The 21,227-nt window shown below is 48.6% G+C and carries 17 protein-coding genes; 4 read left to right on the plus strand and 13 right to left on the minus strand.

The genetic code is table 11. The features are described 5' to 3' along the window. Positions 1–74: 74 nt before the first annotated feature. From Pan54_RS12700 to Pan54_RS12710, 3 genes are all read right to left on the minus strand, one after another. Positions 75–1,289, minus strand: coding sequence for an FAD-dependent oxidoreductase (locus tag Pan54_RS12700; RefSeq protein ID WP_146503838.1), 1,215 nt, complete (start codon positions 1,287–1,289; stop codon positions 75–77). A gap of 284 nt (positions 1,290–1,573) precedes the next feature. After that, positions 1,574–2,695: a glycine oxidase ThiO gene (gene thiO / locus Pan54_RS12705; RefSeq protein WP_146503839.1), complete on the minus strand. Its 1,122-nt coding sequence runs from the start codon at positions 2,693–2,695 to the stop codon at positions 1,574–1,576. A 271-nt stretch (positions 2,696–2,966) separates the two neighbouring features. Beyond that, positions 2,967–4,871, minus strand: a complete 1,905-nt coding sequence (locus Pan54_RS12710; protein ID WP_146503840.1) for a c-type cytochrome domain-containing protein — start codon at positions 4,869–4,871, stop codon at positions 2,967–2,969. Positions 4,872–5,022: 151 nt separating this feature from the next. Here Pan54_RS12710 and larE point away from each other — a divergent pair, with 151 nt between their 5' ends. After that, positions 5,023–5,871, plus strand: a complete 849-nt coding sequence (gene larE / locus Pan54_RS12715; RefSeq protein ID WP_146503841.1) for an ATP-dependent sacrificial sulfur transferase LarE — start codon at positions 5,023–5,025, stop codon at positions 5,869–5,871. Between the two features lie 119 nt (positions 5,872–5,990). Here the strand turns inward: larE and Pan54_RS12720 are convergent, their stop codons facing one another. The 5 genes from Pan54_RS12720 to Pan54_RS12740 all read right to left on the minus strand — a co-directional run bounded on the left by Pan54_RS12720 (position 5,991) and on the right by Pan54_RS12740 (position 10,608). Beyond that, positions 5,991–6,581 carry a hypothetical protein gene (locus Pan54_RS12720; RefSeq protein WP_146503842.1) on the minus strand — a complete coding sequence of 197 codons (591 nt, stop codon included), beginning with the start codon at positions 6,579–6,581 and terminating at the stop codon, positions 5,991–5,993. A 65-nt stretch (positions 6,582–6,646) separates the two neighbouring features. Beyond that, entirely contained in the window at positions 6,647–7,639 is a 993-nt protein-coding gene (locus Pan54_RS12725; RefSeq protein WP_146503843.1) for a cupin-like domain-containing protein, read from the minus strand. Between the two features lie 251 nt (positions 7,640–7,890). Beyond that, positions 7,891–8,532, minus strand: coding sequence for an AbiU2 domain-containing protein (locus Pan54_RS12730; protein WP_146503844.1), 642 nt, complete (start codon positions 8,530–8,532; stop codon positions 7,891–7,893). A 173-nt stretch (positions 8,533–8,705) separates the two neighbouring features. Then, positions 8,706–9,284 carry a Uma2 family endonuclease gene (locus Pan54_RS12735; protein WP_146503845.1) on the minus strand — a complete coding sequence of 193 codons (579 nt, stop codon included), beginning with the start codon at positions 9,282–9,284 and terminating at the stop codon, positions 8,706–8,708. A 106-nt stretch (positions 9,285–9,390) separates the two neighbouring features. Continuing rightward, positions 9,391–10,608: a hypothetical protein gene (locus Pan54_RS12740; RefSeq protein WP_146503846.1), complete on the minus strand. Its 1,218-nt coding sequence runs from the start codon at positions 10,606–10,608 to the stop codon at positions 9,391–9,393. Positions 10,609–11,205: 597 nt separating this feature from the next. On the opposite strand from Pan54_RS12740, the gene Pan54_RS12745 reads away from it, so the two are divergent. Continuing rightward, positions 11,206–11,577 carry a DUF2244 domain-containing protein gene (locus Pan54_RS12745; protein WP_146503847.1) on the plus strand — a complete coding sequence of 124 codons (372 nt, stop codon included), beginning with the start codon at positions 11,206–11,208 and terminating at the stop codon, positions 11,575–11,577. A 164-nt stretch (positions 11,578–11,741) separates the two neighbouring features. Here Pan54_RS12745 and murB read toward each other — a convergent pair whose 3' ends face one another. The 4 genes from murB to Pan54_RS12765 all read right to left on the minus strand — a co-directional run bounded on the left by murB (position 11,742) and on the right by Pan54_RS12765 (position 15,000). Next, positions 11,742–12,629 carry a UDP-N-acetylmuramate dehydrogenase gene (murB, locus tag Pan54_RS12750; RefSeq protein WP_242631303.1) on the minus strand — a complete coding sequence of 296 codons (888 nt, stop codon included), beginning with the start codon at positions 12,627–12,629 and terminating at the stop codon, positions 11,742–11,744. Then, positions 12,601–14,016, minus strand: coding sequence for a UDP-N-acetylmuramate--L-alanine ligase (gene murC, locus Pan54_RS12755; protein WP_165441757.1), 1,416 nt, complete (start codon positions 14,014–14,016; stop codon positions 12,601–12,603). The genes murB and murC overlap by 29 nt, the downstream gene beginning before the upstream one ends. A gap of 146 nt (positions 14,017–14,162) precedes the next feature. Further along, positions 14,163–14,657, minus strand: coding sequence for a Fur family transcriptional regulator (locus Pan54_RS12760; RefSeq protein WP_146503849.1), 495 nt, complete (start codon positions 14,655–14,657; stop codon positions 14,163–14,165). Between the two features lie 40 nt (positions 14,658–14,697). After that, on the minus strand, positions 14,698–15,000 hold the full coding sequence (locus Pan54_RS12765) for a flagellar biosynthesis anti-sigma factor FlgM (protein WP_146503850.1): 303 nt from the start codon (positions 14,998–15,000) through the stop codon (positions 14,698–14,700). Positions 15,001–15,325: 325 nt separating this feature from the next. Between Pan54_RS12765 and Pan54_RS12770 the strand changes: the two genes are divergently transcribed. Then, positions 15,326–16,690, plus strand: a complete 1,365-nt coding sequence (locus tag Pan54_RS12770; RefSeq protein WP_146503851.1) for a GntP family permease — start codon at positions 15,326–15,328, stop codon at positions 16,688–16,690. A 5-nt stretch (positions 16,691–16,695) separates the two neighbouring features. Here the strand turns inward: Pan54_RS12770 and Pan54_RS12775 are convergent, their stop codons facing one another. Beyond that, positions 16,696–17,028 (minus strand): hypothetical protein, encoded by a 333-nt coding sequence (locus Pan54_RS12775; protein WP_146503852.1) that lies wholly within the window; start codon positions 17,026–17,028, stop codon positions 16,696–16,698. Between the two features lie 326 nt (positions 17,029–17,354). Between Pan54_RS12775 and Pan54_RS12780 the strand changes: the two genes are divergently transcribed. Beyond that, positions 17,355–21,206: a hydantoinase B/oxoprolinase family protein gene (locus Pan54_RS12780; protein ID WP_146503853.1), complete on the plus strand. Its 3,852-nt coding sequence runs from the start codon at positions 17,355–17,357 to the stop codon at positions 21,204–21,206. Positions 21,207–21,227 lie beyond the last annotated feature (21 nt).

Raw genomic sequence — 21,227 nt, forward strand, 5'->3', positions numbered from 1 at the left:
GCATTCTCAGTAAATTTTAGATCAGGCTGTGCCTGCCAATTTCGACGTCACTTCTTAATCACGCCAGGCAATATCTAACCGACGTCCAATGATTGCTTAATCTGTTCCAAGACGAGCAACACTTGCTGATACCCTGTTTGCATCAGAAATTGCGAATTCCGACCATAACTCCTGGCTCCCAAAAAATAATATCCCGTCTCAGGACTACTTAACGTCTCTACGTCTCCGACAGTAATTTTCGTGCAGTCAAGCCCCGCTTGCCCCATCAAACTGGCAGCCAGCTTCATCGGCCCTGACGTTGCATAGCATTCATGAATCTGCAATTCAGAAGTTAATGAAAGATCAGGATGATATCCAGTACAGGCGACGACCCGCTCCACTTCAATGGTCTCTGAGAAGGACGTTTTAAGACTTCTCACCGTCACTTCCAGTCCATCACCAGTCCCAGTAGTACTTATACGTTCTACAACCGAATTAGAAATCCAGTGCAGATCCTTCCGAGAACTCAACGCAAGTTGATTTGCGATGACGGAAAGCCGCATTCGTCCTGGCAATGGATCATCCTGGAGAACTCGCAGAGGTCCAGACGGATAAGAATTGCGTGTAAGCCAGAGAATTTTCGGTTGAGTTTCGATTTTCCGATGTTGAATTAACTCGTTAACCAGAGTCGCAGCCGAGTAACCTGCCCCAACGATGAGAACTGATGCGCATTTCTGGATCTCCGAAATTTGTTCACGATCCGGAAGTCCGTAAGTAATCTTCTCCAGTACATCTCTCTCGCCTGGACAGGGAATCCCGCCAGTCCCCAGCCAATTGGGTTGATCAGTAACTCCCGAACAATCGAGAACGAAGTCAGCCTGTTCGATTTGCTCACCAGCAGCATTTTCGATGAGCAATCGAAACGGTTCTTCGTGACGGTTCCGAGAGCCGACCGCATCCCCTTTGAGAAGATCACCACGGCTGATCTTCTTCACTGTTGTTTGCGTGAGAACCTGGGTTCGGGCAGAAATCCACTGTGACAACGGGAGCAGATAAGACTCGATAAATTCCGCACCCGTTTCGCAATATCCTGCCTCTCTCCCTGCATCGGAAATGAGAGTTCGCCCCTCTGTCGTTGTATTCATCTCACGTGGAGAAAACAATCGGACATGCTGCCATTTACGAACCGCACTGGCAATCTCACCTTTTTCAAGCAGTTTAACCTGATATCCTGTATCAATCGCCTGCCGCGCAGCCTCAAGCCCGACAGGACCTGCACCGATGACGGCAATTGTAGGTGATTTTTTCATGGATTTGCGTCGTGGATGGTGGGACGAGCATTGCAGCCGTAGAGATAATTATCTGAAAGTTTACTGCATCGCTCTAAACTCTGTTCCAATTGGAAACCGGATTTCCTGTAACATTTTAAAAAGGAATTACGAGATGGCGAGGGCGCTCCGCTTCAGCGGAAGCCCTCGGAAATTCAACAATTCGGGGGGCTTCTCTTCGAGAGCGCCCCCGACACCCGGGTTTGATTATTTATTAGGTATTCATTGGGAAGTCAGCCAAGTGAATGGTCTCTCACAACACTTAGTTAGTTGGTTGTGATTTCCAGATGAAATCGCTCAGGATCAAAATCCTCAAGGCTCAGTTCTGTAGTGTCCCCACAAATTAACTGCGCCATAACCAATCCTGATGCCGGAGAGAGCGATAAGCCTGCACGATAATGTCCCGAACAGACGAGAAGATTTTCATATCCCGGCACAAAGCCGATCACAGGTAAGTGATCGGGAGTGACCGGACGAAAGCCACACCATGATTTTTCGACCTGCAAATCACGGATTGCTGGAATCAACTCGGCTCCAAAATCTAGAAGACGTTTAACCGTTTCTGCTTCGCAATCGCGATCAAAACCGACAAGTTCCTCAGTCGCTCCAATCAAAATGTGACCATCTGCTCTCGGAACCAGATAGCACTTTCCTCTTTCGATAATCGATGGGAAAACTTCCGGCAATTTCACTAGAGCAATCTGACCGCGAACCGGTTCCACCGGAATCGAAACGTCGAACCATTGAGCGAACTGACTCGTCCAGGCTCCGGTAGCAATCACAACCCGACTCGCATTGTAGGCTTCGGTTTCAGTCAATATGTCTGTCACTTGCCCGTGATGAAACTTGATTTCCCGGATCTGTTCATGCTCATAAAATTGAACTCCCAGTTGATCGCAGGCTGCTTTTAAAGCTCTGATATATCGAGGATTTCTCACTTGAGCCTGCGTTGGCAAGAAATAAGCCTCATCGACGGGACTGCGAAACTTGGGATGAAACGCAATCAGTTCATCTCTTTGCAATCGCTCAACGGGAATCTTTTGCTGCTGCCAAAGTTCAAATTCAGTTTGTGTAGTTGAACTTTTTTGTTCTGCAGGCAAAACCAGCGCTCCGCAGGTTCGGTATTCAATATCAATCTTAGAATACTCTTGCAGTGATTCTGCGAATCCAGCCCAGAGACCTGAACTCAATTGGGCAAATAGTCGATAGCTCGAATTCTCAAGATGAATTTCGCCAGGCGGAATCATCCCTGCGCCTGCCCAGGAACTTTCGCAACCAATAGCCTGACGATCGAGCACCGCTACCGAATGGCCTCTTCTGCTCAATTCAAAAGCAGTTGTCAGCCCAATGGCGCCACCGCCAATTATCAGTACGTCACTTGTAATCATTCGCTTAACTTTTAGACACTAAAAAGATCTGAGGAAGAATTTAGTCCCCTCTCCTTCTGGGAGAGGCTCAGGGTGAGGGAAAAATCGACTTAATTTTACTAAGAGCGTCAATGAAATCCCCTCATCCGGCCTTCGGCCACCTTCTCCCCCTGGAGAAGGAAAGATCACCGCCCCCCCAGGAGAAGGAAAGATCTCCCCCCAGGAGTAGGAAAAATCTCCCTCAAAGGAGAAGAAAAGCTCTCCTTGAGAACAAAGGAATTGAGAAATTCCACTACCGCAGTTTTGCAACCACCGCCTTGGCAAGGTCAGCAGCTGTCGTATTGTAGGCTGCTCGACAGGCTTCATCGGGAGTACGGCCATCCCGCAATACTCCTGCGAATCTGTTGAATTGTTCTGTGGAACCACTTCCCATCAAAAAGCGAACGACCAGGAAGCCGGCATGCTCGGTCACATCGGGCGCAAACGTCCCCGCAGTGAATAAATTCTGGGGACGATTCAAATCCTGTATTGCGCGGGCCGCACTGAGAGTCAAAGCTCTTTCAAATTCCGGACTTCGCAAGTCAGAATCCGCTTTGGCCCACCCCGTGCCTTCCGTCAACCATTGAACCGGAGTGGTCCCCCTCAATTGCATCGCAGCCGAGATTAACGCCTTTTGCAACGTCCACTGCAATTTAGGCGTATCCGCAGAAGAGGTATCGCCGGTATCCAGAACTGCGACATAGGCATCTTCAAATTCATTGACAACTTTGGCATGCCCAAATAATCCTTTGGCAGCCTGTCGATTTTCAATCGATCGATTGAACTCGTCATAATCGTAGCGATCTTTAAAGACATAAATCGCCAATCGACCTTTCCACTTCGGAGCTGCAGTCAATCCAACTTTCTCTGCCAGGCCAGACTTCATCTCCTTCGACCAGTCAAGGACCTGCTGCAAGCGGTTCGGATCGACATTTCCCATCACCAGAAAATCTCCATCCATCACAGTGGCAGGATTCGCAGACGAAAGTGTGCGTCTCCAATGTGACTCACCTCGTTCTCGACGCATTTTCTCAAAATCGGCTTCCGACATTTGCCGCAATTCCATCAAGCGAATATCTGAAGCTGAAGGCACAAGCTCGAGTATCGGCGTTTTGGGATCTTTTCCGTCGTACTTGATTCCTTCAGAAATCCAGGCTTTCAGGTCTTCATAATTTTTGCGCGTGATGCGGGCCTGCCCTTGAGGCATTCGAGGATTTTCCAGTCCACCCGTCAGTCGGAACAAACGACTGTCTTCCAGTTCTCCCGGAATCAAAACTTCGCCGCTATCACCACCAATCAGAAGTTTCTCGAACGTCTCGACCGACAATCCACTGGCTGGATTATTTCCGCTGTGACATCCATGACAGAACGTCACAAGCATCGGTGCGATATCTTTAGTAAACGAAACGGTTTCAGTTCCATCCGGTTTTGCGACAGTGATTTCCGGCTTCTTCATTCCGCCATTCTTCGCACTCTCGGCCAATTCGGAAACAGATCGATTCTGATCATCATCATCGTATTTGGCTCCCTGCGTAATCCAGTCAGCAATTGTCTTGATTTCATCAGCTGGCAAGGCTGGGCCATTCTTTGGCATTCGCTGAGGAGGGGGAGAGATTAGTTTCATGGCCAGAGGACTTCGTTGTGGAGCCCCTGGTACGACTAATGGACCACTGCGACCTCCACGACGTAAACCGGCAAACGTATCCAATCGTAAACCACCACTGGCTGTCTGGTCGTGGCAGCCCATGCACTTGCCTGCCAGAATCGGGGCAACATCTTTAGCGAAGCTGACGCCGCCCATCGCTCCGCCGTTATTATTACCCGTAGCACGAGCCAGTGTTTGCTTCTGCACATCGATTGCCTTCTGAATTAAAGCAACCGAACGATCGCTCGCATCCACGCCAGCATCAGTCATTATTTTGTTAAGGGCTTCTTCAGCCGAAGTCAGAGCCTTTTTTGCGTCTTCATAATCTTTGCGGCGAATCGTCGAAGCCACTTTGGTGACTTCACGACGCAAATCGTTCAATTCCCGACGCTGGCCTGATGTCAACTGTCCGAGCGAAATCTCTGACGCCATATGAAACATTGCACAGGTCATCAGCACAAATACGATTCTTCGTATCCAGTTCAGACTTTTGCTTACCTTGGGTGCGAACATCGATTAGCCTCATTTCCAGGAGTTCAGTATTCCACTCACGCAAGTGTTCTCACTTCGAGCATTTAGTTTATACTGAACCAAACCCATTTCGCAATCGCCGATTCTCACTCATTTTGGCTTGTGAACCGATTTGATCCATGAAAGCCGCCCGATGTCAGAACAAAATCTCACTTCCAAACAGGAACATCTGTTCCAGATCATTCGTGAAATGGGCCGGGTCGCGGTCGCATTTTCGGGAGGTGTCGATAGCGCCGTTGTTGCCAAAGCAGCTGTGCTGGCCACTGGTTCACAAGGTATTGCTGTAATTGCAGAAAGTCCCTCATTACCTTTGGGTGCTGTGGATGAGGCGCGCTCAATTGCCAGTCAAATCGGAATTGAACTCAAGGTTCTCAAAACGACGGAGTTCGAAAACGAGAAATACCGTGCGAATTCAGGCAACCGTTGCTTCTTCTGCAAGGACACTTTGTATGAAACGATCGAGCAGCATTCTGATGAGATTTCGTTCGATGTCATCGTGAATGGAACGAATACTGACGATATAGGTGATTATCGCCCTGGACTCGAAGCCGCTTCCCAGCATTCGGTTCGCAGTCCGCTCGTTGAAGCAGGCATCGATAAAGCCGACGTAAGAGCACTTGCAAAAGCCTGGAATCTGCCAGTTTGGGACAAACCGGCCAGCCCCTGTCTTTCGAGTCGAATTGCTCATGGACTCGAAGTGACTCAAGAACGAGTTCGCCGAGTCGATGCGGCTGAGCGCTATCTGAAAGAGAAACTGCATCTGAATGAATTACGAGTCCGTCATGAATTCCACGATCTGGCTCGCATCGAACTGCCCATTTCGGAACTGACTGCGATTATGGATAACACCGTACGAGAAGAAATCCTCCTCGAATTGCAGAAGTTGGGATTTCGCTATATCACACTTGATCTGGCCGGTTTCCGATCGGGCAGCATGAACGATGTGCTACCGATTGAGACGCTGCAAATCAGCTGGAAATAAGAACTCTAATAGTAGGCCAGGCTCTGACTGACTTGATATTTAAGTAAGTCTCACGGATGTTTTCATCTGGTGCTCATCCGTGGTTATTTTTCAGCAAGAAGCATTTTGTATAACTCCAGCTAATAAGTCGTTTTTAGCTCATAGCGTACGAACTTCGAGAAGTTGATTTCCAGCACTTCCCCTTCTCCCAGAATTTCATTGACTCCCAGTCGTAAATCATTCCGCAACTTCAACAACGCAGGGTCTTTAAAGTCTTCTTCTGGTGCAGAGGAAACTTGCATTTCGATTTTCTCATTGATTTTATTGCGATGCTGATCAATTCGGGAGCGAATTAAGCCGTAATCGTGCTCGGATCCTTCGACTGTCAATACCGCCTCATAACTGACCATCTCCGCCTGTCCAGAATTATTCTGACTCGAAGACACAAACTCCTTCTCGCCAAGAGAAACTTCCTGAGTCTTCTGGTTTTTATAGCTCGCAACCATCTCCTTACGTTCGGCTAGTTTTTGCTCGTGCGACTGACGCTCCTGCACCATCCAGGACATTCCCACTGCCAGAACTCCCAGTAATCCAATCATGCCGAAAAGCACCAGGTTGTCCCGCTTCAAACGAAACAATTGTTTCCAATGAAACCTCTTCGGCTGCACCTGCGATTCGATCTCGCGCATCCGGTTTAAAGTTTCAATTGTTGAATCAGGCAGGTCAATCATACTTAAAAGATTGCATTATCAAAGGGAGGAAGAGTTGAGGAACAGCTAGTCGATTAATTGAAAAATCAAACGCTTGCCAGCAATTGTTCTTCTTCATGGAACGAGCCTGAATCCTCAGTCTCTATCATAACATACCCTTTCGGGGCATCGGGATCGACCTGGAATCGTTTGCGGTAGGAAAATGGTTCACAACTCTTCTGTTTACATAATCGATTCCACAGCACCATCGAACGGGCATACATCTCTTTCATCTGTGCAGAGATTCCGCGAACATCACTGGAAAGCGTCTGACAGTCAAACTGTTTGCGTAGAAATGAATTGGCCAGATGAACATTGATTCTGCGTTTCGCAATCACATTACGATGTTCGGTCGATAGGGATACGTTCAAACCATCACAGTTAGTCACTCGATGAGGTGTATTTTGAGGCCAGGTAATCATATCGCCCGGCTTGACTCGAAATGAGAGTGCGTAATCCTCAAACCAGGTTTGGTAGGGCATGTCCTCGGCCATCTCTCCATTGATCAACCGCTCGATATTCCGGGCAGAAACAAACCGAGAATCAAACGAAGGATATACCCAGACCTGCTTTTCTCCCCGCAGATGCCACAACATATTGACCGGCAGATCAATATGAAAATAAACCATCGCATTCGGTGAGGAAATTAAGAGATTCGAAGAACGGTGTCGGGCCTTGAACCCTGGACTCTTCGCTTCGAGTTCATCATACACAGAATTCACCAGTCGATTGTATTCAGGGTGAAACCGCCCAAGACAAACGAGATTCAACCAGAGTTGACCTTCTTTCACAGCTCGAAGCAAATCTTCAGCCGAGCAATCCCCCCGTTCTCCGGTCATCCACTCAAACTTACTTGCATCATTCCCCATCCCGGCAATCGTCAGATAATTATCGGGATGGCGATCAATCAGTTCGCACAAGGCTTCATCCGAAAACAGTCCGGTTTCGTGGATACGATGCTGCGCAACCAGAACCGACTTTTCCAGCATTTGATACTGCTCAGGAGTCCAATTTTCCAGATACGAAGGAATCGAAATCATGTGCGGGCCTCAATCAACTAAAGATTCAAAACAGTCCTTGCTTTGAATTTAGCTTAAAATTGCAGACTCGATTGGAATGATTTGATTCCCTGCAGAACCTAACGTGAATAAAACACTTTAATCGACAGATTTATTACAATTCATAAAGATGGAATATCCCATTGAAATTCTAACTGCGGTGTTCTTAGACCATTTTCAAATGGTATCTGCAGGTGTTTTTTGCGTTTGCACTGGAGACAACATTCCCTTTGTTAGCTGGATTCTCTCTTCTCAGGCATATTCTCTAAAGCAAACTGCAACTTCTCCACCAAAGTCATCGCATCATCGTTAAGCTCAAACTGATCAAACGCCATTTCCGAATCCATGAAAGCCAGTCGGAAAGTATTGACATAGGCCCGTATCGCTTCCAGAGCATCATCGATATCCTTGCGAGAAACACCGAGAACAGGAGTTTGATAAGCTCCCAAAGCCGCGTTTTGATCGCGATGGGCGATTCTGCGATTTCGAATCGTACGCAGCCTGCCACAGGTTTTTTCGACGTCACGATCACGCTCGATCAACTCCCTTCCTAAGTCGGGATATTTTCGACGATCCAGCTTTTCATAGAGTTGCTTGAGGACCAGATTTTCTCGGCCAAAAGTCGCAGGACGATCTGTCAGACTGCAAATTTCCAATACCACGTAATCGAGCCACAGAAACTGCAGCATCCCGAAGAATGTGGGAGCAGATTGATTAAGTAGCGTCAGCGTCTCAGAATCTCCACCAAACAGCTGCCGATACATAATCCAACGACCATGCAGCCAGGTCAGCTCATTTTCGATCGTCTCGTAGATTTCCCGAATCGAATCGGGAATTCGAGAATAATCGAGTTGCGGCGGTTGGGGTTCGTCCATGAGGGGGGGGGTGAGTGTTGAGGGTTTAATGTTGAGTGTTTTGGTGGCATAATTCTAACTCAAACCTGGATGAAACACACCATCAAGAGTGGTTAGTGCCCAGAGGCCAGTGGTGAGATGACATTGCAGCTCTCTCTAAAATTCTCTGGCCACTCAACACTGGCCATTCACCCTTACGGCTCGAACAATTCCCTCACGGCAACATCGAAGCCCGGCAATTCTTCCAGTGCATTCAATCGCTGAGTTTTATTGAATAAAACAGGCTCCGCATTCGGCTTGAGGATCATCACCGTTTGCAAATCGGGGTCGACAATCCACAGCATCTTTGTTTCAACCGCCAGATACTTCTGCGATTTCTCAATCACATTCTCATGCACATCCGATGAAGAAAGCACTTCCACGGCCAGTGTCGGCGGGCCTGAAAAATAGGGTTCTTCATGGAACTGACGGATCGCCTCTTCACCTTCAAAATAAGCCACATCGATCCCGACCACTGACTCCAGATCAAGATTGAGCCGACAACGGGCATCGCCACAAGCAATCACTCCAATCTTTTGAGACTGGCTTTTCAGCCATTTTCGCAAAACAAACGTCGTGCATGCAATTGCTACTGAATGCCGGGGATTTCTTGTAGTCACATCATACTCCCTCAGCTCTCCATCGATCAATTCACGATGCGTACCTTCCTCATCGGCAATAAGCAGAAATTCCTCAACCGTCATTTTCGTCGCAGTTTGTTCAGCAATAGCCATAATTAATCTCCCTGAATTTTTTCAGAAAGAATACCGCTTTTCATCTGAAATACCAAGAAAAAACCCGTGCCACCAGGACACGGGTTATTCTCATTTCATTCTCAAACTACTTCTTCCAGGCTCCAATTTCCGGAGCGTTTGGCTGAGCATTTGGCCCGAAGTAACGAAGTCCGACAAGTGGTTCGGTTCCGGTATTTTCGAACTCGACGCCTTCGCCTGCAGTCTTGGCGGTCACGAAAACTTCGTCTTCGGTCATGTCGCCAAAGGCGATCATCACTGGGGACTGCAACTTCAGTTTGCCAATTCGGCCAGACCCCTGCACGGTAATCCAGCTGTAAGCTCCGCCGTCTTTGACAGTGCATTTCGCCCCCGGTTGGAGTGTCAGTTCCTTGGCTGTGAAGAGTTGTTTGCTGTCGACTTTGCCGTAAACAATCCATTTGTCGACCCAGCCTTCGCCTTCTTCGGAGACGATCGGCTCAAGATAGTTATTATCCTTGAAGTTTGGATCGACGTTCTTTTCCCAGTCGAGTGCTTCGACCAAGTAAGCGTTGTCATTGTGCTTCTCTTCCGGGAAGTCCTTGGTCAACAGAGAACGCGGCGTCATCCGACCCTCAACCAATGATTGATACATCGCGAACACATCGCTGCCCCATTGTGGTTCATAAGTCACCAATGAACCAGGAGCGTGCAGCACGCATGGTGGAATCAACCAGCCAGTCCCCGGCTTCAGACGATACGCCTTGGAGAGATCCAGAATGCCATTATCGCCTTCATTCCAGCGATCCAGAGCGTCAATCACATCCTGCTTAGATGTGCCGGGTTCTAATCCCATGAATGTATATGGAAAATTATTACCGATCTGATTCATCTGCGGCGGGAAGTAGTAAGACTCCGGCTTCCCTTCCTGCCCAACCAGTTTGGCCTGCTCAGCATTCTGGTGCATGTGGTGAGGAATCGGGCCCATGTTGTCGAAGAACTTGGAATAGACCGGCCACTTGCCGTAAGTATCCCAGATTTCATCGCCAATGACTTCGCCCTTCAACTCGGCTACAGCATCCCGCAGCAGGAATCGTTCGCCATTGTGAACGCAGTAGGAAAGACCTTCGTCCTCATTTCGATTTTCGTTTGCCGCCTCGGTGGTGGAACCAAACCAGCGTTCATCGATCCCGCCGCGATGCATTCCGAGGGCATAATAATCTTGCGGACGCAATTTCAGACGACGTCCCGGCTGCAAAAACGAACGAGGCACCCAGGTCGGAGCCAATCGAAAAATCCCGCCACCTTCAGTCAGTGCATCAGCCGCCAGTTTTGCCACATTCGCCATTTCGCTTGAACTCCCACGCTAATTTTTTCGTTGTGAAACTTAGAAAACCTAACAAAACTTGATCATGAAAAAACCAATTTGGGGTGGCGGGGGCGCTCCGCTTTAGCGGAAGCCCCCGAAAGTTCAACGATTCGGGGGCTTCTCTTCGAGAGCGCCCCCGCCACCCTAGTTTCAATGACTTTCGTATATGATTTGATTTTTGAGTTTTGTTGGCCGTTCTTAATAAAGTTGTGTTGAAACGGCGATTCTGTCAATTTTCCGATCAAAATGCAAAGAGACCCATCGAGGTTTCCGCATATCGCAGAAAAATCACTCAAATAAAGCTGAAACATAATAATGAACAGACCAGAACCACCCAGCGGACACCAATTCCGAATCGAAGAAAATGACTCGGCTATGACTTTCGCCTGGAAACATCGCCCCAATGACCCCATTCGTTTTTTATTCGGTGGTTATTATTTTGTTTTTGGAATTATATTCATTTTTATGTCCTACTCTGACTTCTCACGAGCGTTTTATAATCAAGAGAATACATTTGACATATTTAGAATGTTGGGGCCCTTTATTTTCCTGATTTTTTTCCCTTTGGTCATGCTCTTGGCATACTTGTTTCTAAAAAGAAATCGTCTCGAAAATATTGCATTTAGCGAACAGCAACTGATTTTCCAAGATGGAAAAGGGCCAATCTCTGTTGTCAATTTCCACTGGTTGGGAAAGAAACGGCACAACTTCAACCCGATTTCTTTCGTGTTCAGCAAAGCGAAAAGCTATTCCTTCAATCGTTCTGATGTCGACCGGATCATCCTCGAAGGTTTCGGCCAGCAACAACGACTCCGTTTTGATGACGGAGCGATTCGCGTAGAGATCGGAGAATATCTCCGCGAGCCGGAACGTGAGTGGCTCTTTGAGGAGATTCAGCAGTGGAGAAGCCAAGTCGGTCAGACACAGCCTGATAAGATTAATAATTGACGTCGAATTTCGTCAGGCAGTGCCTGACCTACCGCTTTATTTCCAATCATCATGAAAATTGTCCAGAGCATATTCAAAATAGCCTGCAGCGTTGGACAGGAGTAAAAATAGCATTTTACTGTCATTTGATGCTCATGCGACTGCAGAATCCATTGGTAAATGGTCTAATTCGGCCAGACTTTGATTTCGAGGTCGAGGTCCACTCCATGTTCATTCGAGACTTTGGAGCGAACCAGGTCGATCAGTCGCATCACGTCGGAACTGGTGCAGTTTTCGTGGGTGACGATGAAGTTGGCGTGGATATCGCTCACTTCGCAATCTCCGACGCGTGTCCCCTTTAAGCCTGCCTGATCGATCAACGTTCCCGCAGAAAGTCCCGGCGGGTTCTTGAAAATGCAGCCCGCAGACTGTGACGACATCGGCTGCGAAGACCGTTTCATGATCCAGGTTTTTCGCAGCCGCTTGGTGATCTCACGCGGATCATCAGCAGCCAGATTCAACGTCGCTCCCAAAACGACAGCTGCATCGATATGGCTGGTTCGATATTCAAAGCCAATCAAATCGGCTGCAATGGTTTCCTGCTTGCCATCTTGAGTCAGCACAGAAATCGACTCGACTTTCGTGCCGATATCGCCTGTTTTGCTGCCGGCGTTGCCGACGATTGCTCCACCAATTGTTCCGGGGATGCCTGCCAGATCTTCCAGGCCTGTCAAACCGGAAGCGACGGAACGAGAAATCACATGTGACAGCAATGCCCCTGCTCCAGCTGTAACCTTTGTCCCATCGACATCGACTTCGGAAAACTCGCCAGCGGAAAGTCGAATGACCACTCCGCTTACGCCATCATCGCGGATTAACAGATTCGAACCCTCGCCGAGTACGTGGACGTCCAATCTTTCATCGCGGCAGCAGTTCAGAACCTTGATCAACTCATCGGTTGAACGTGGCTCGACGAAATACTGAGCAGGTCCGCCCAGTTTCAGCCAGGTGTAAGGGGCGAGAGGTTCGTCCTCTCTGAGAATTTCAGCAAATGAATCCAGGCAGCTCATCATAAATCCGATCAATATTTCCTGCACCAAGTGTCGCGATGACTTCTCCGCCACTTCCCGGCACGTTCTTCCATGAATCGTCTAAACTGGAACACAAATGGTCAAGGCTCGGGCAATATTCAAACTGCCCACCTTGCCGATTTCCCGCTTCGACGAGTCGACGTGGCACCGATTCTACTCGATCATCAACCGTCTCGCGAGCAGCGAACACCGGCAGCAGCGTGACTTTTTCAGCTGGCAGCAAAGCTGTAACAAATTCGTCAAATAAGGCTTCCGTCCGCTGAACCTGATGCGGCTGAAATACCACATGCCTGGCAGTCTCGCCAAACTTTTGTTTCAAAGCGTTGAGAGTCGCTCGAATTTCGCTTGGATGATGGGCGTAATCATCTACAAAAATCGCACCCGAACGATGAGAACGTTGCTGAAACCGTCGTTCCACACCAGGAAAACTCATCAATCCTGTCGTGATATCCGACCAGTCGACTTTCAATTGAAGGGCCAATAACAAAGCAGCGGTCGCGTTTTGAATTTGATGAATTCCGTAAACGGGAGCTTGCAGCATCGCAGAAATACCAGTATGACTCGTCACAAAAAAATCGACACCCTCTTTGTGCCGGATAATATTGGAAATCGTCCACAGCATATCGGTTTCACGAAGTTCGATATCGAGTTCTTCTTTTAATGTGAACCATTGTCGGGTACATGTCGCGGCTTCGGCTGCGATTCGGGTCGCGGGGCAATCTGCATTTAAGACCAGACAACCCTCACGATTGACCTGAGCACAGAATTTGCGAAAGACGTCCGTCAAGGAATTCAAATCGGGATAACAATCGAAATGATCTGTCTCGATTCCCAAAACAGCCGCATATATTGGACTCAGTTCCAGCAGGGATTGTCGAAACTCACAGGCTTCAGCGATTAGGGTCGCTTCTTTACCGGCATAGCCCCACTTTTCGGAGCCGACCATTCTCCCGCCGGCAATCAAACCAACGTTACGGTCCGCTTCTTTGAGAAGATGCCCCAGCATAAGGGATGTCGTGGTTTTCCCATGCGTCCCCGCAATGGCGACTCCAGTTTGTTCATTAATAAGCTTGCTAAGAAATTTCACATAACTGAATTGAGGCAAATTTCTCAGTCTCGCCGCTTCCCGTTCTGAATTCGACTCAGGAATTGCCAGACTGTGAATGCAGAGAGTCGTTTCCGGCGGAATGTTTTCGCTAAGATGCCCATCGAAAAGCGAAACGTCACGCGCCTGGAAGTGGGACTGCAAAGTCAAAGAGATCGTTTGATCGGAGCCGGAAATTGTCCACCCGGAATCGAGCAGGTAGTCAGCCAGAGAACGCAAACCTGCACCTGAGATGCCAATCAAATGTGCGTGAGGCTGGTTCAATGTACGCTCAAAACTGTATGCCAAGTGCCATGGCTCTGCGAGCCGTGAGAGTGCGTTTTATTTTTGATCGCACGGCTCACAGAGCCGTGGTACAGTCTTTTTCTCTCGCTCTCAAGGGCACCTCGGGAACAAGAGAATAAGCAACGTCAAATCATATCGAGTTTACGGTGACGTCGAACGGGAGCTTTGCGGCAACTACTGCACAGCCCAAAGACTTCGAGACGATGCCCATCCTTAAAAAAGCCCATCGAATCGGCAATCTCCTCCAGAATCGCTTTGATCTGCTCGTTTTGGAATTCTTCGAGGTTTCCACATTTGCGACAGATGAGGTGATCGTGCTGGGGATAACCGTAATCGTGTTCCCAGATTTCGCTGCCATTTGGACGGGCGACTTTACGAATCAGCCCAGCTGCTTCCATCGATTCCAGAGTTCGGTAAACCGTCGAACGGCTCACACGTTTGCGACCGCTGACTTTAAGGCGATCCGACAATTCCTCGGCATCGAAATGCTCGTGATTATCGAAAACTTCGTCGACAATAATTTCACGTTCCGGCGTGAGCCGCATTTTTTGTGTCGCCAGGTATTCTCGAAATTTCTCTTTCGGACTGGCGGAAACTTCCACGGTTCCCAAACTGCTCACGGTTGTTCATTCTCCTGCGGTGCGAGACTGCGCCACGTAATTACCCATTATCGGTTTGTATTTGCTGTAGAAATTTGACGAGGGCTGATTCCAGTTTTTCGTCGGTATCGTAATTTCCCTGCTGAATCTCATCACGAATTCTCGCGATCAGATCGGCTCTGGAGGGATCGTTCTCTTCAATCGATTGCAATTCCGCCATCATGCGTGCCATCGGGGAAATGTCCAACTCGTCGGAGGGGATATTGATTCGAGAATTCGAAGTTGCCCCAGTCTGTTGAGCCGGAATTTGATTCTTAGAAACAGGCCAACTGCCGTTCGTGGATCCGATTCCTGAAATATTCATTCACGCCCTCCCTGTCGTATTCGACTCTAAAAGATTGCCTGCTGAATCATTTCAACAGTGAATAAAGAGAGCAGCCCTGTCATAAAGACGAACCGCGATCCTGTTACGCAATCTTATAATTTGATCGTGATCAAGAGATTGTACGCCTAAGTCGCCTTTTACTTCAACAGGGAAATCAAAATCCACCCATTTGTACACATGTAATTTTCAAACATGATATTGATTTTTGAAAATCTCGACGTCTGCTCGATAACATTTATTCAGCCCATCGAATATGCTGCCTCGCATCAGGTTTTGCTGATTTCACCTTGGGAACGGAGGGGACATGTCTCCACTGCTGATTCTGCTGATTGGCATTTTGATAGTCGTTGGCATCATCGTATTTATGCGATTGGGAGCCTTTATTGCCTTATTGACTGCAGCTGTCGTTGTCAGCCTGCTGGCTCCAGGGGAATTGGCTGACAAAATTCCCCGCATGGCAACAGCTTTCGGAAATACTGCCGGGGCAATTGGTCTGGTCATTGCCGCTGCAACCATTATTGGTCGATGCCTCCTGTTAAGTGGGGGAGCCGACCAGATTGTGAAATCGACTCTCCGATTATTCGGCCAGGAAAAAGGGGGACTCGCGCTGATGTCGAGTGGTTTTATCCTCTCGGTTCCTGTCTTTTTCGATACCGTATTTTATCTCCTGGTTCCGCTAGCCCAATCGATGTATCGTCAAACCGGGAAAAATTATGTCCGATTTCTCGTCGCCATTGCAGCAGGAGCCGTGATCACACACACGCTCGTTCCACCAACTCCCGGCCCATTATTTATGGCCGATGCCCTGAGTGTAGATTTGACAACCATGATCCTCATCGGAGGAATTATTGGGTTACCATGTGCATTAATCGGTCTCGGATATGCCTACTGGATCGATCGCAAAATACAGATCGCTCCTGAACGGCTCATGGATTTTCTTCCAAAAACTGCCGATGAAAACTCTCCTGCTCCCAGCCTGTTCGCCTCACTGTTACCAATTGCCTTGCCCGTACTTTTAATTTCGGGAGTCACCTTCGGAAGCCGTTTTCTGGGGAAGGATTATTCCTCGCCGATCTGGAATATCATGCTCGAACTGGGCGATAAGAATGTCGCCATGCTGCTGGCCGCGGTCGCAGCCATTATTGTGTATGTTCGACAGAAAAAGCCAACATTTGACGACCTCTCTCATGAAATCCAACTCTCGTTAAGCAGTGGAAGCGTGATTATTCTGATCACCGCAGCTGGTGGTTCCTTTGGAGCGATGTTGAAAACAGCGGACGTTGGCACAGCCGTTCAACAATTATTCAGTGCAGAAGCGGCCAGTCAGGGATTATTTTTGATGGCAATTGGCTATGGGCTGGCTTTTTTACTGAAAATCGCCCAAGGCTCCGGCACCGTATCTATGATGGCCGCCTCTTCCATGGTTGCCGCTCTGATTCCCCCTGGTGATGCCATGGGAATTCATCCGGTTTATCTGGCATTATCGATCGGATTTGGATCGCTCGGAATTTCCTGGATGAACGACAGCGGCTTCTGGGTCTTCTCTCAGATGGGAGGACTGACCGAATTGGAAGCCATTAAAACCTGGACAGCCTTGCTGGCAATATTAAGCATTGCCGGATTTTTGATGACAATCGGACTGGCGATTATTTTGCCAAATGCCTTTTGATCCAATTAAAGGCTCTTTGGTCCTTCATTGACCGGCACGTCACAAGAAATATCGCACTGATCGTTATCGCAATCATCCTGTGTATCATTACCGGCTGATCCTCGGGTATAAGCCGAAAAGCCACCGTTAGCGAAATCTTTTTCGCTAGAAAAACCAGTATACCAGTAACTCTGGTTGGAATTTCCAGTCGCAACACCAATATCATTCAACTCAGAAACAATCGCATGCTGAATTGAACTCAAGCCGACAATCAGGCCTAGAATTAAAATCGTGGCAATCAGTACCAGTTCAGCCGACACGACAAAACCAGCCTCATCTCGAATAAACATCCTGATCATAAACTCGTCCTCGACTCAACTTCGATGACTGTGATTACCAACCCTGGTGAGAACTCCTTCATGCGAAACATTCGCATATTTGGTGCCAATAAAACAAATCCTTCCGGTTTTACTGAATATCCATTACTGTTGTTAATGGTGTACACCAATTGTGCAATTAATAATAAAGATCGACAAGACACAATGGCTGAATTTTCCTGGAATTAGAAAACTGTCTAATTATCATGTATTAATCTGCTACGATCCCCCTAAACTCACATCCACATCGCCTCATGCGATCATTAATGGACTGAACTCTCCGATTTTCATTCAGAAATCCCTCTCTCATGTCCTCCAAATCAGGCTGGAAATTTTCCATTGATGCCGGCGGAACCTTCACAGACTTGGTTGCTCAACGCCCGGACGGTTCAATTGTTACCCATAAAATTCTCTCATCGGGGGCTGTCAAAGGGCAGATCCAGCAGCTAGCCGATTCCTGCCTGACTGATAAGTCGCGTATTGGTGATCCCGATAATGTCTGGCGAGGCTACACATTTACAATAAAGCATCCCACTGATCAGCCGTATTGCTCAACTGTGGTGAGTTCCTCTGGAATGACAGGGGAATTGCAATTCTCAGTAGAAATTCCCGATTCCCTGCTAGGTTCAAATTACGAGCTGACCAGCGACGAACAGGCCCCCGTCATCGGAATTCGCTACCTCTTAGGGCTGGATCGACACGCTCCCATCCCGCCACTGGACCTGCGTCTCGGCACAACGCGCGGCACCAATGCCCTGCTCGAACGTCGGGGGGCCCGCTGTGGTTACATCACAACTGCTGGTTTTCGAGATGCTCTCATCATTGGACATCAGGATCGTCCCCGGCTGTTCGATCTCAATATCCAGAAACCACTCCCCCTGCACGAGAGCGTCATTGAAATTGACGAACGAATCTCGGCTGAAGGTGAAATCATTCAAGCGATCGATCTGAATACTTGCAGTGAGTTACTCCTTGAATTACGAGATCAGAAAATCGATTCCATTGCCATCTGCCTGCTACATGCCTGGCGAAATCCTGCTCATGAACAGCAACTTGGCTCATTGGCAAGGGAACTCGGCTTTACGGAAATCAGCCTTTCGCATGAAGTCAGTCCAGCGATCGGATTAATCGCTCGTGGTGATACAACGCTCGTGAACGCTTACCTGAATCCTGTTCTGCGAACTTATCTCGATTCCATTCGCGCTTCCCTGCCCGGCTCCACAATCAAATTAATGTCTTCCAGCGGTGGTCTTGTCTCAGCCGATCACTTCGGTGGCAAGGACAGTATCCTCTCCGGCCCTGCTGGCGGAGTTGTCGGCCTGGCCGAAATTGCCAGGCTACGAGGAATTCCGAAAATCATTGGCTTCGACATGGGTGGAACCAGCACCGATGTCTGTCGTTACGATGGGCAATTTCATCGGGAATTTGAAACGACAAAAGCAGGAGTTCGACTGGCCACGCCCATGCTAGCCATTGAAACCGTGGCTGCAGGTGGTGGAAGTATTTGCCATTTCGATGGTGTGCGTCTGCAAGTCGGTCCTCAATCTGCAGGCGCGAATCCCGGTCCTTGCTGTTACGGAAATGATGGCCCGTTAACCATCACCGACATGAATGTGATTACTGGACGTGTCCTCCCGCAACACTTTCCATTTTCACTGGATGTCGCAGCCGTTCGAACTAAACTCGAAACTCTCTGCCAGCAAATTGCCAACTCGACTCTCGCACAAAATTTCACGCCGGAAAAACTGGCAGAAGGCTTCCTGGAAATTGCCAACATCCGCATGGCACGCGCCATTCGCAAAGTTTCCGCAGCTCGTGGTTACGACCCCGCCGACCATGTCCTGGTTAGCTTTGGAGGTGCAGGTGGACAGCATGCCTGTTCGATCGCAAAAGAATTAGGCATTCAGAAAATTGTGATCCATCCCCTGGCAGGTTTGTTCAGTGCGTATGGAATTGGCTGTGGTGATCAACGTCAAATCGAATCCCAATCGATTCTTAAACTTCTGCAAGAAATCACAAAATCAGAACTGACGAATCAACTCCTTATTCTGGAACGGACCGCTCAGAAAGCACTGAGAGATCAAGGAGTGGAACCGAATCAATTCGACACTGCAGAATTCTCACTCGATATGAGATATGCCGGCACCGAAACTCCACTCACAATTTCTCAACCTGAGGATGAAGATTTCTCGCAGGCTTTCCGTCAGGAATTCCACACCCGGTTCGGTTATTCTCGACCAGAACAACCCATTGAAGTCGTGACGGCTCGCGCCGAAGTCATAGCCAAAACACCACGATTCAATTCGACCAATACCGAGACAAATCATCCTGAGATGAACAAGACACAGGCCATTGACTCACAGACTCACAACATTTTCATCAATGGAAGCTGGCAATCTGCTCAAGTTTATGATCTTCATCAGATTCCACCGGGATTAGAAATCATTGGCCCGGCCATTCTGCTCGAAAAACATTCTACCATTCTCATTGCCCCGGCTTTTCGCGCGGTCATTGATGAAGAACGATTACTCACCATCACTCCTGTAGAAGCCACTCACTCAACCCGGAATACAATTTCTCCAACGGAAAAAACTTCGCCGATTCTACTGGAATTATTTCACAATCATTTTGCCTCCATCGCCGAGCAAATGGGCGAAACTCTTCGTCAGACCGCTCAATCGGTCAATGTGAAAGAACGTCTCGATTACAGCTGTGCCGTGTTCGATCGTACGGGAGCATTGATCGCCAACGCGCCTCATGTTCCCGTCCATTTGGGAGCGATGGGCGAAACGGTCAAACATCTGCTAGCTGAGTTTTCAGCGATGCAACCGGGAGATGCCTATATCACAAACGATCCCTATCAAGGCGGCTCGCACCTGCCCGATGTGACTGTTGTCACTCCCATGTTTTCCGGTATCGAAAAGAAGTTGCAGTTTCTGGTCGCCTCGCGTGCTCATCATGCCGAGATTGGCGGTATCACTCCTGGCAGCATGCCTCCCTTTTCAAAAACGTTGGCTGAGGAAGGGGTCGTCATTCGACCTTTTCGTCTACTCTCAGCCGAGGCTGATTTTTTTGAGGAACTCCGAAGTCTCCTCAGTTCCGGAAAATATCCGTCGCGGAAAGTCGAAGAAAATCTGGCCGATGTGCGGGCCCAACTCGCAGCCAATCAGGTTGGAGTCCGATTACTCGAACAATTAACCCATGAACATTCGACAGAACTGGTCAATCACTATGTGACACAAATTCGTCGAACAGCCGCAGAGAAAACGAGACTTTCACTTGACCGCTTGCCCCAAGAACAGATGACATTTACCGATCACCTCGATGACGGCAGCCCGATCAAAGTCTCGATCACACGAACAAGCGAACGCGTCACTGTCGATTTCACAGGCACAGGACCAGTCCTGAAATCAAACCTGAATGCAAATCGAGCGATTGTGACGGCTGCAGTGCTGTACGTTTTTCGCTGCCTCATTGATGAAGACATTCCTCTCAATAGCGGTGTGCTCGATATGATCGATATCATCCTGCCGGAATGTCTACTCAATCCTCCCGGAAATCCTGACCCTGCCCTCTGTCCGGCTGTCGTTGGCGGAAATGTAGAGACATCCCAGCGTGTTGTCGATGTGCTACTGGGTGCTTTACAGCTCGCAGCTGCCAGTCAGGGAACGATGAATAATTTAACCTTTGGAGACAAAACCTTCGGCTACTACGAAACCATCTGCGGCGGCAGCGGTGCCACATCTCAGGCAAATGGTTGCGATGCCGTACACACGCACATGACAAACACCCGCTTGACTGATGTCGAAATCCTCGAACATCGCTATCCTATTCGAGTCATCCAACACGCTATTCGCAAAAACTCAGGCGGCAAAGGAAAGCAACGTGGAGGCAACGGATTGATTCGCGAATTGGAATTTCTTCAACCGCTCTCAGCGACATTACTCGCACAGCGAAGAAAGTCTTATCTCCCCTTTGGAATTCAAGGCGGAGGAACAGGTCAAGCCGGTCAAACAACCTGGTATCAGTCACATGATGATTCTTCTGAAGAACTCGAAGGCTGCTTTGCAATCCAGGTAAAACCGGGCGACCGCTTAAAAATAGAAACACCCGGTGGCGGGGGCTGGGGTAAAAGCCCTGGCGAGCCGAGCCAGTCATAACTCGGTTTTTTTCATGATGTC

The organism is Rubinisphaera italica (genome assembly GCF_007859715.1).
GTDB lineage: Bacteria > Planctomycetota > Planctomycetia > Planctomycetales > Planctomycetaceae > Rubinisphaera > Rubinisphaera italica.

Coding starts and splice junctions, on each gene's coding strand:
- Pan54_RS12725 (WP_146503843.1), bottom strand. CDS start 7,639: ATGATTTCGATTCCTTCGTATCTGGAAAATTGGACTCCTGAGCAGTAT.
- Pan54_RS12710 (WP_146503840.1), bottom strand. CDS start 4,871: ATGTTCGCACCCAAGGTAAGCAAAAGTCTGAACTGGATACGAAGAATC.
- Pan54_RS12700 (WP_146503838.1), bottom strand. CDS start 1,289: ATGAAAAAATCACCTACAATTGCCGTCATCGGTGCAGGTCCTGTCGGG.
- Pan54_RS12765 (WP_146503850.1), bottom strand. CDS start 15,000: ATGAATATTTCAGGAATCGGATCCACGAACGGCAGTTGGCCTGTTTCT.
- Pan54_RS12770 (WP_146503851.1), top strand. CDS start 15,326: ATGTCTCCACTGCTGATTCTGCTGATTGGCATTTTGATAGTCGTTGGC.
- Pan54_RS12730 (WP_146503844.1), bottom strand. CDS start 8,532: ATGGACGAACCCCAACCGCCGCAACTCGATTATTCTCGAATTCCCGAT.
- murB (WP_242631303.1), bottom strand. CDS start 12,629: ATGATGAGCTGCCTGGATTCATTTGCTGAAATTCTCAGAGAGGACGAA.
- Pan54_RS12735 (WP_146503845.1), bottom strand. CDS start 9,284: ATGGCTATTGCTGAACAAACTGCGACGAAAATGACGGTTGAGGAATTT.
- thiO (WP_146503839.1), bottom strand. CDS start 2,695: ATGATTACAAGTGACGTACTGATAATTGGCGGTGGCGCCATTGGGCTG.
- Pan54_RS12720 (WP_146503842.1), bottom strand. CDS start 6,581: ATGATTGACCTGCCTGATTCAACAATTGAAACTTTAAACCGGATGCGC.
- Pan54_RS12775 (WP_146503852.1), bottom strand. CDS start 17,028: ATGATCAGGATGTTTATTCGAGATGAGGCTGGTTTTGTCGTGTCGGCT.
- larE (WP_146503841.1), top strand. CDS start 5,023: ATGTCAGAACAAAATCTCACTTCCAAACAGGAACATCTGTTCCAGATC.
- Pan54_RS12740 (WP_146503846.1), bottom strand. CDS start 10,608: ATGGCGAATGTGGCAAAACTGGCGGCTGATGCACTGACTGAAGGTGGC.
- Pan54_RS12780 (WP_146503853.1), top strand. CDS start 17,355: ATGTCCTCCAAATCAGGCTGGAAATTTTCCATTGATGCCGGCGGAACC.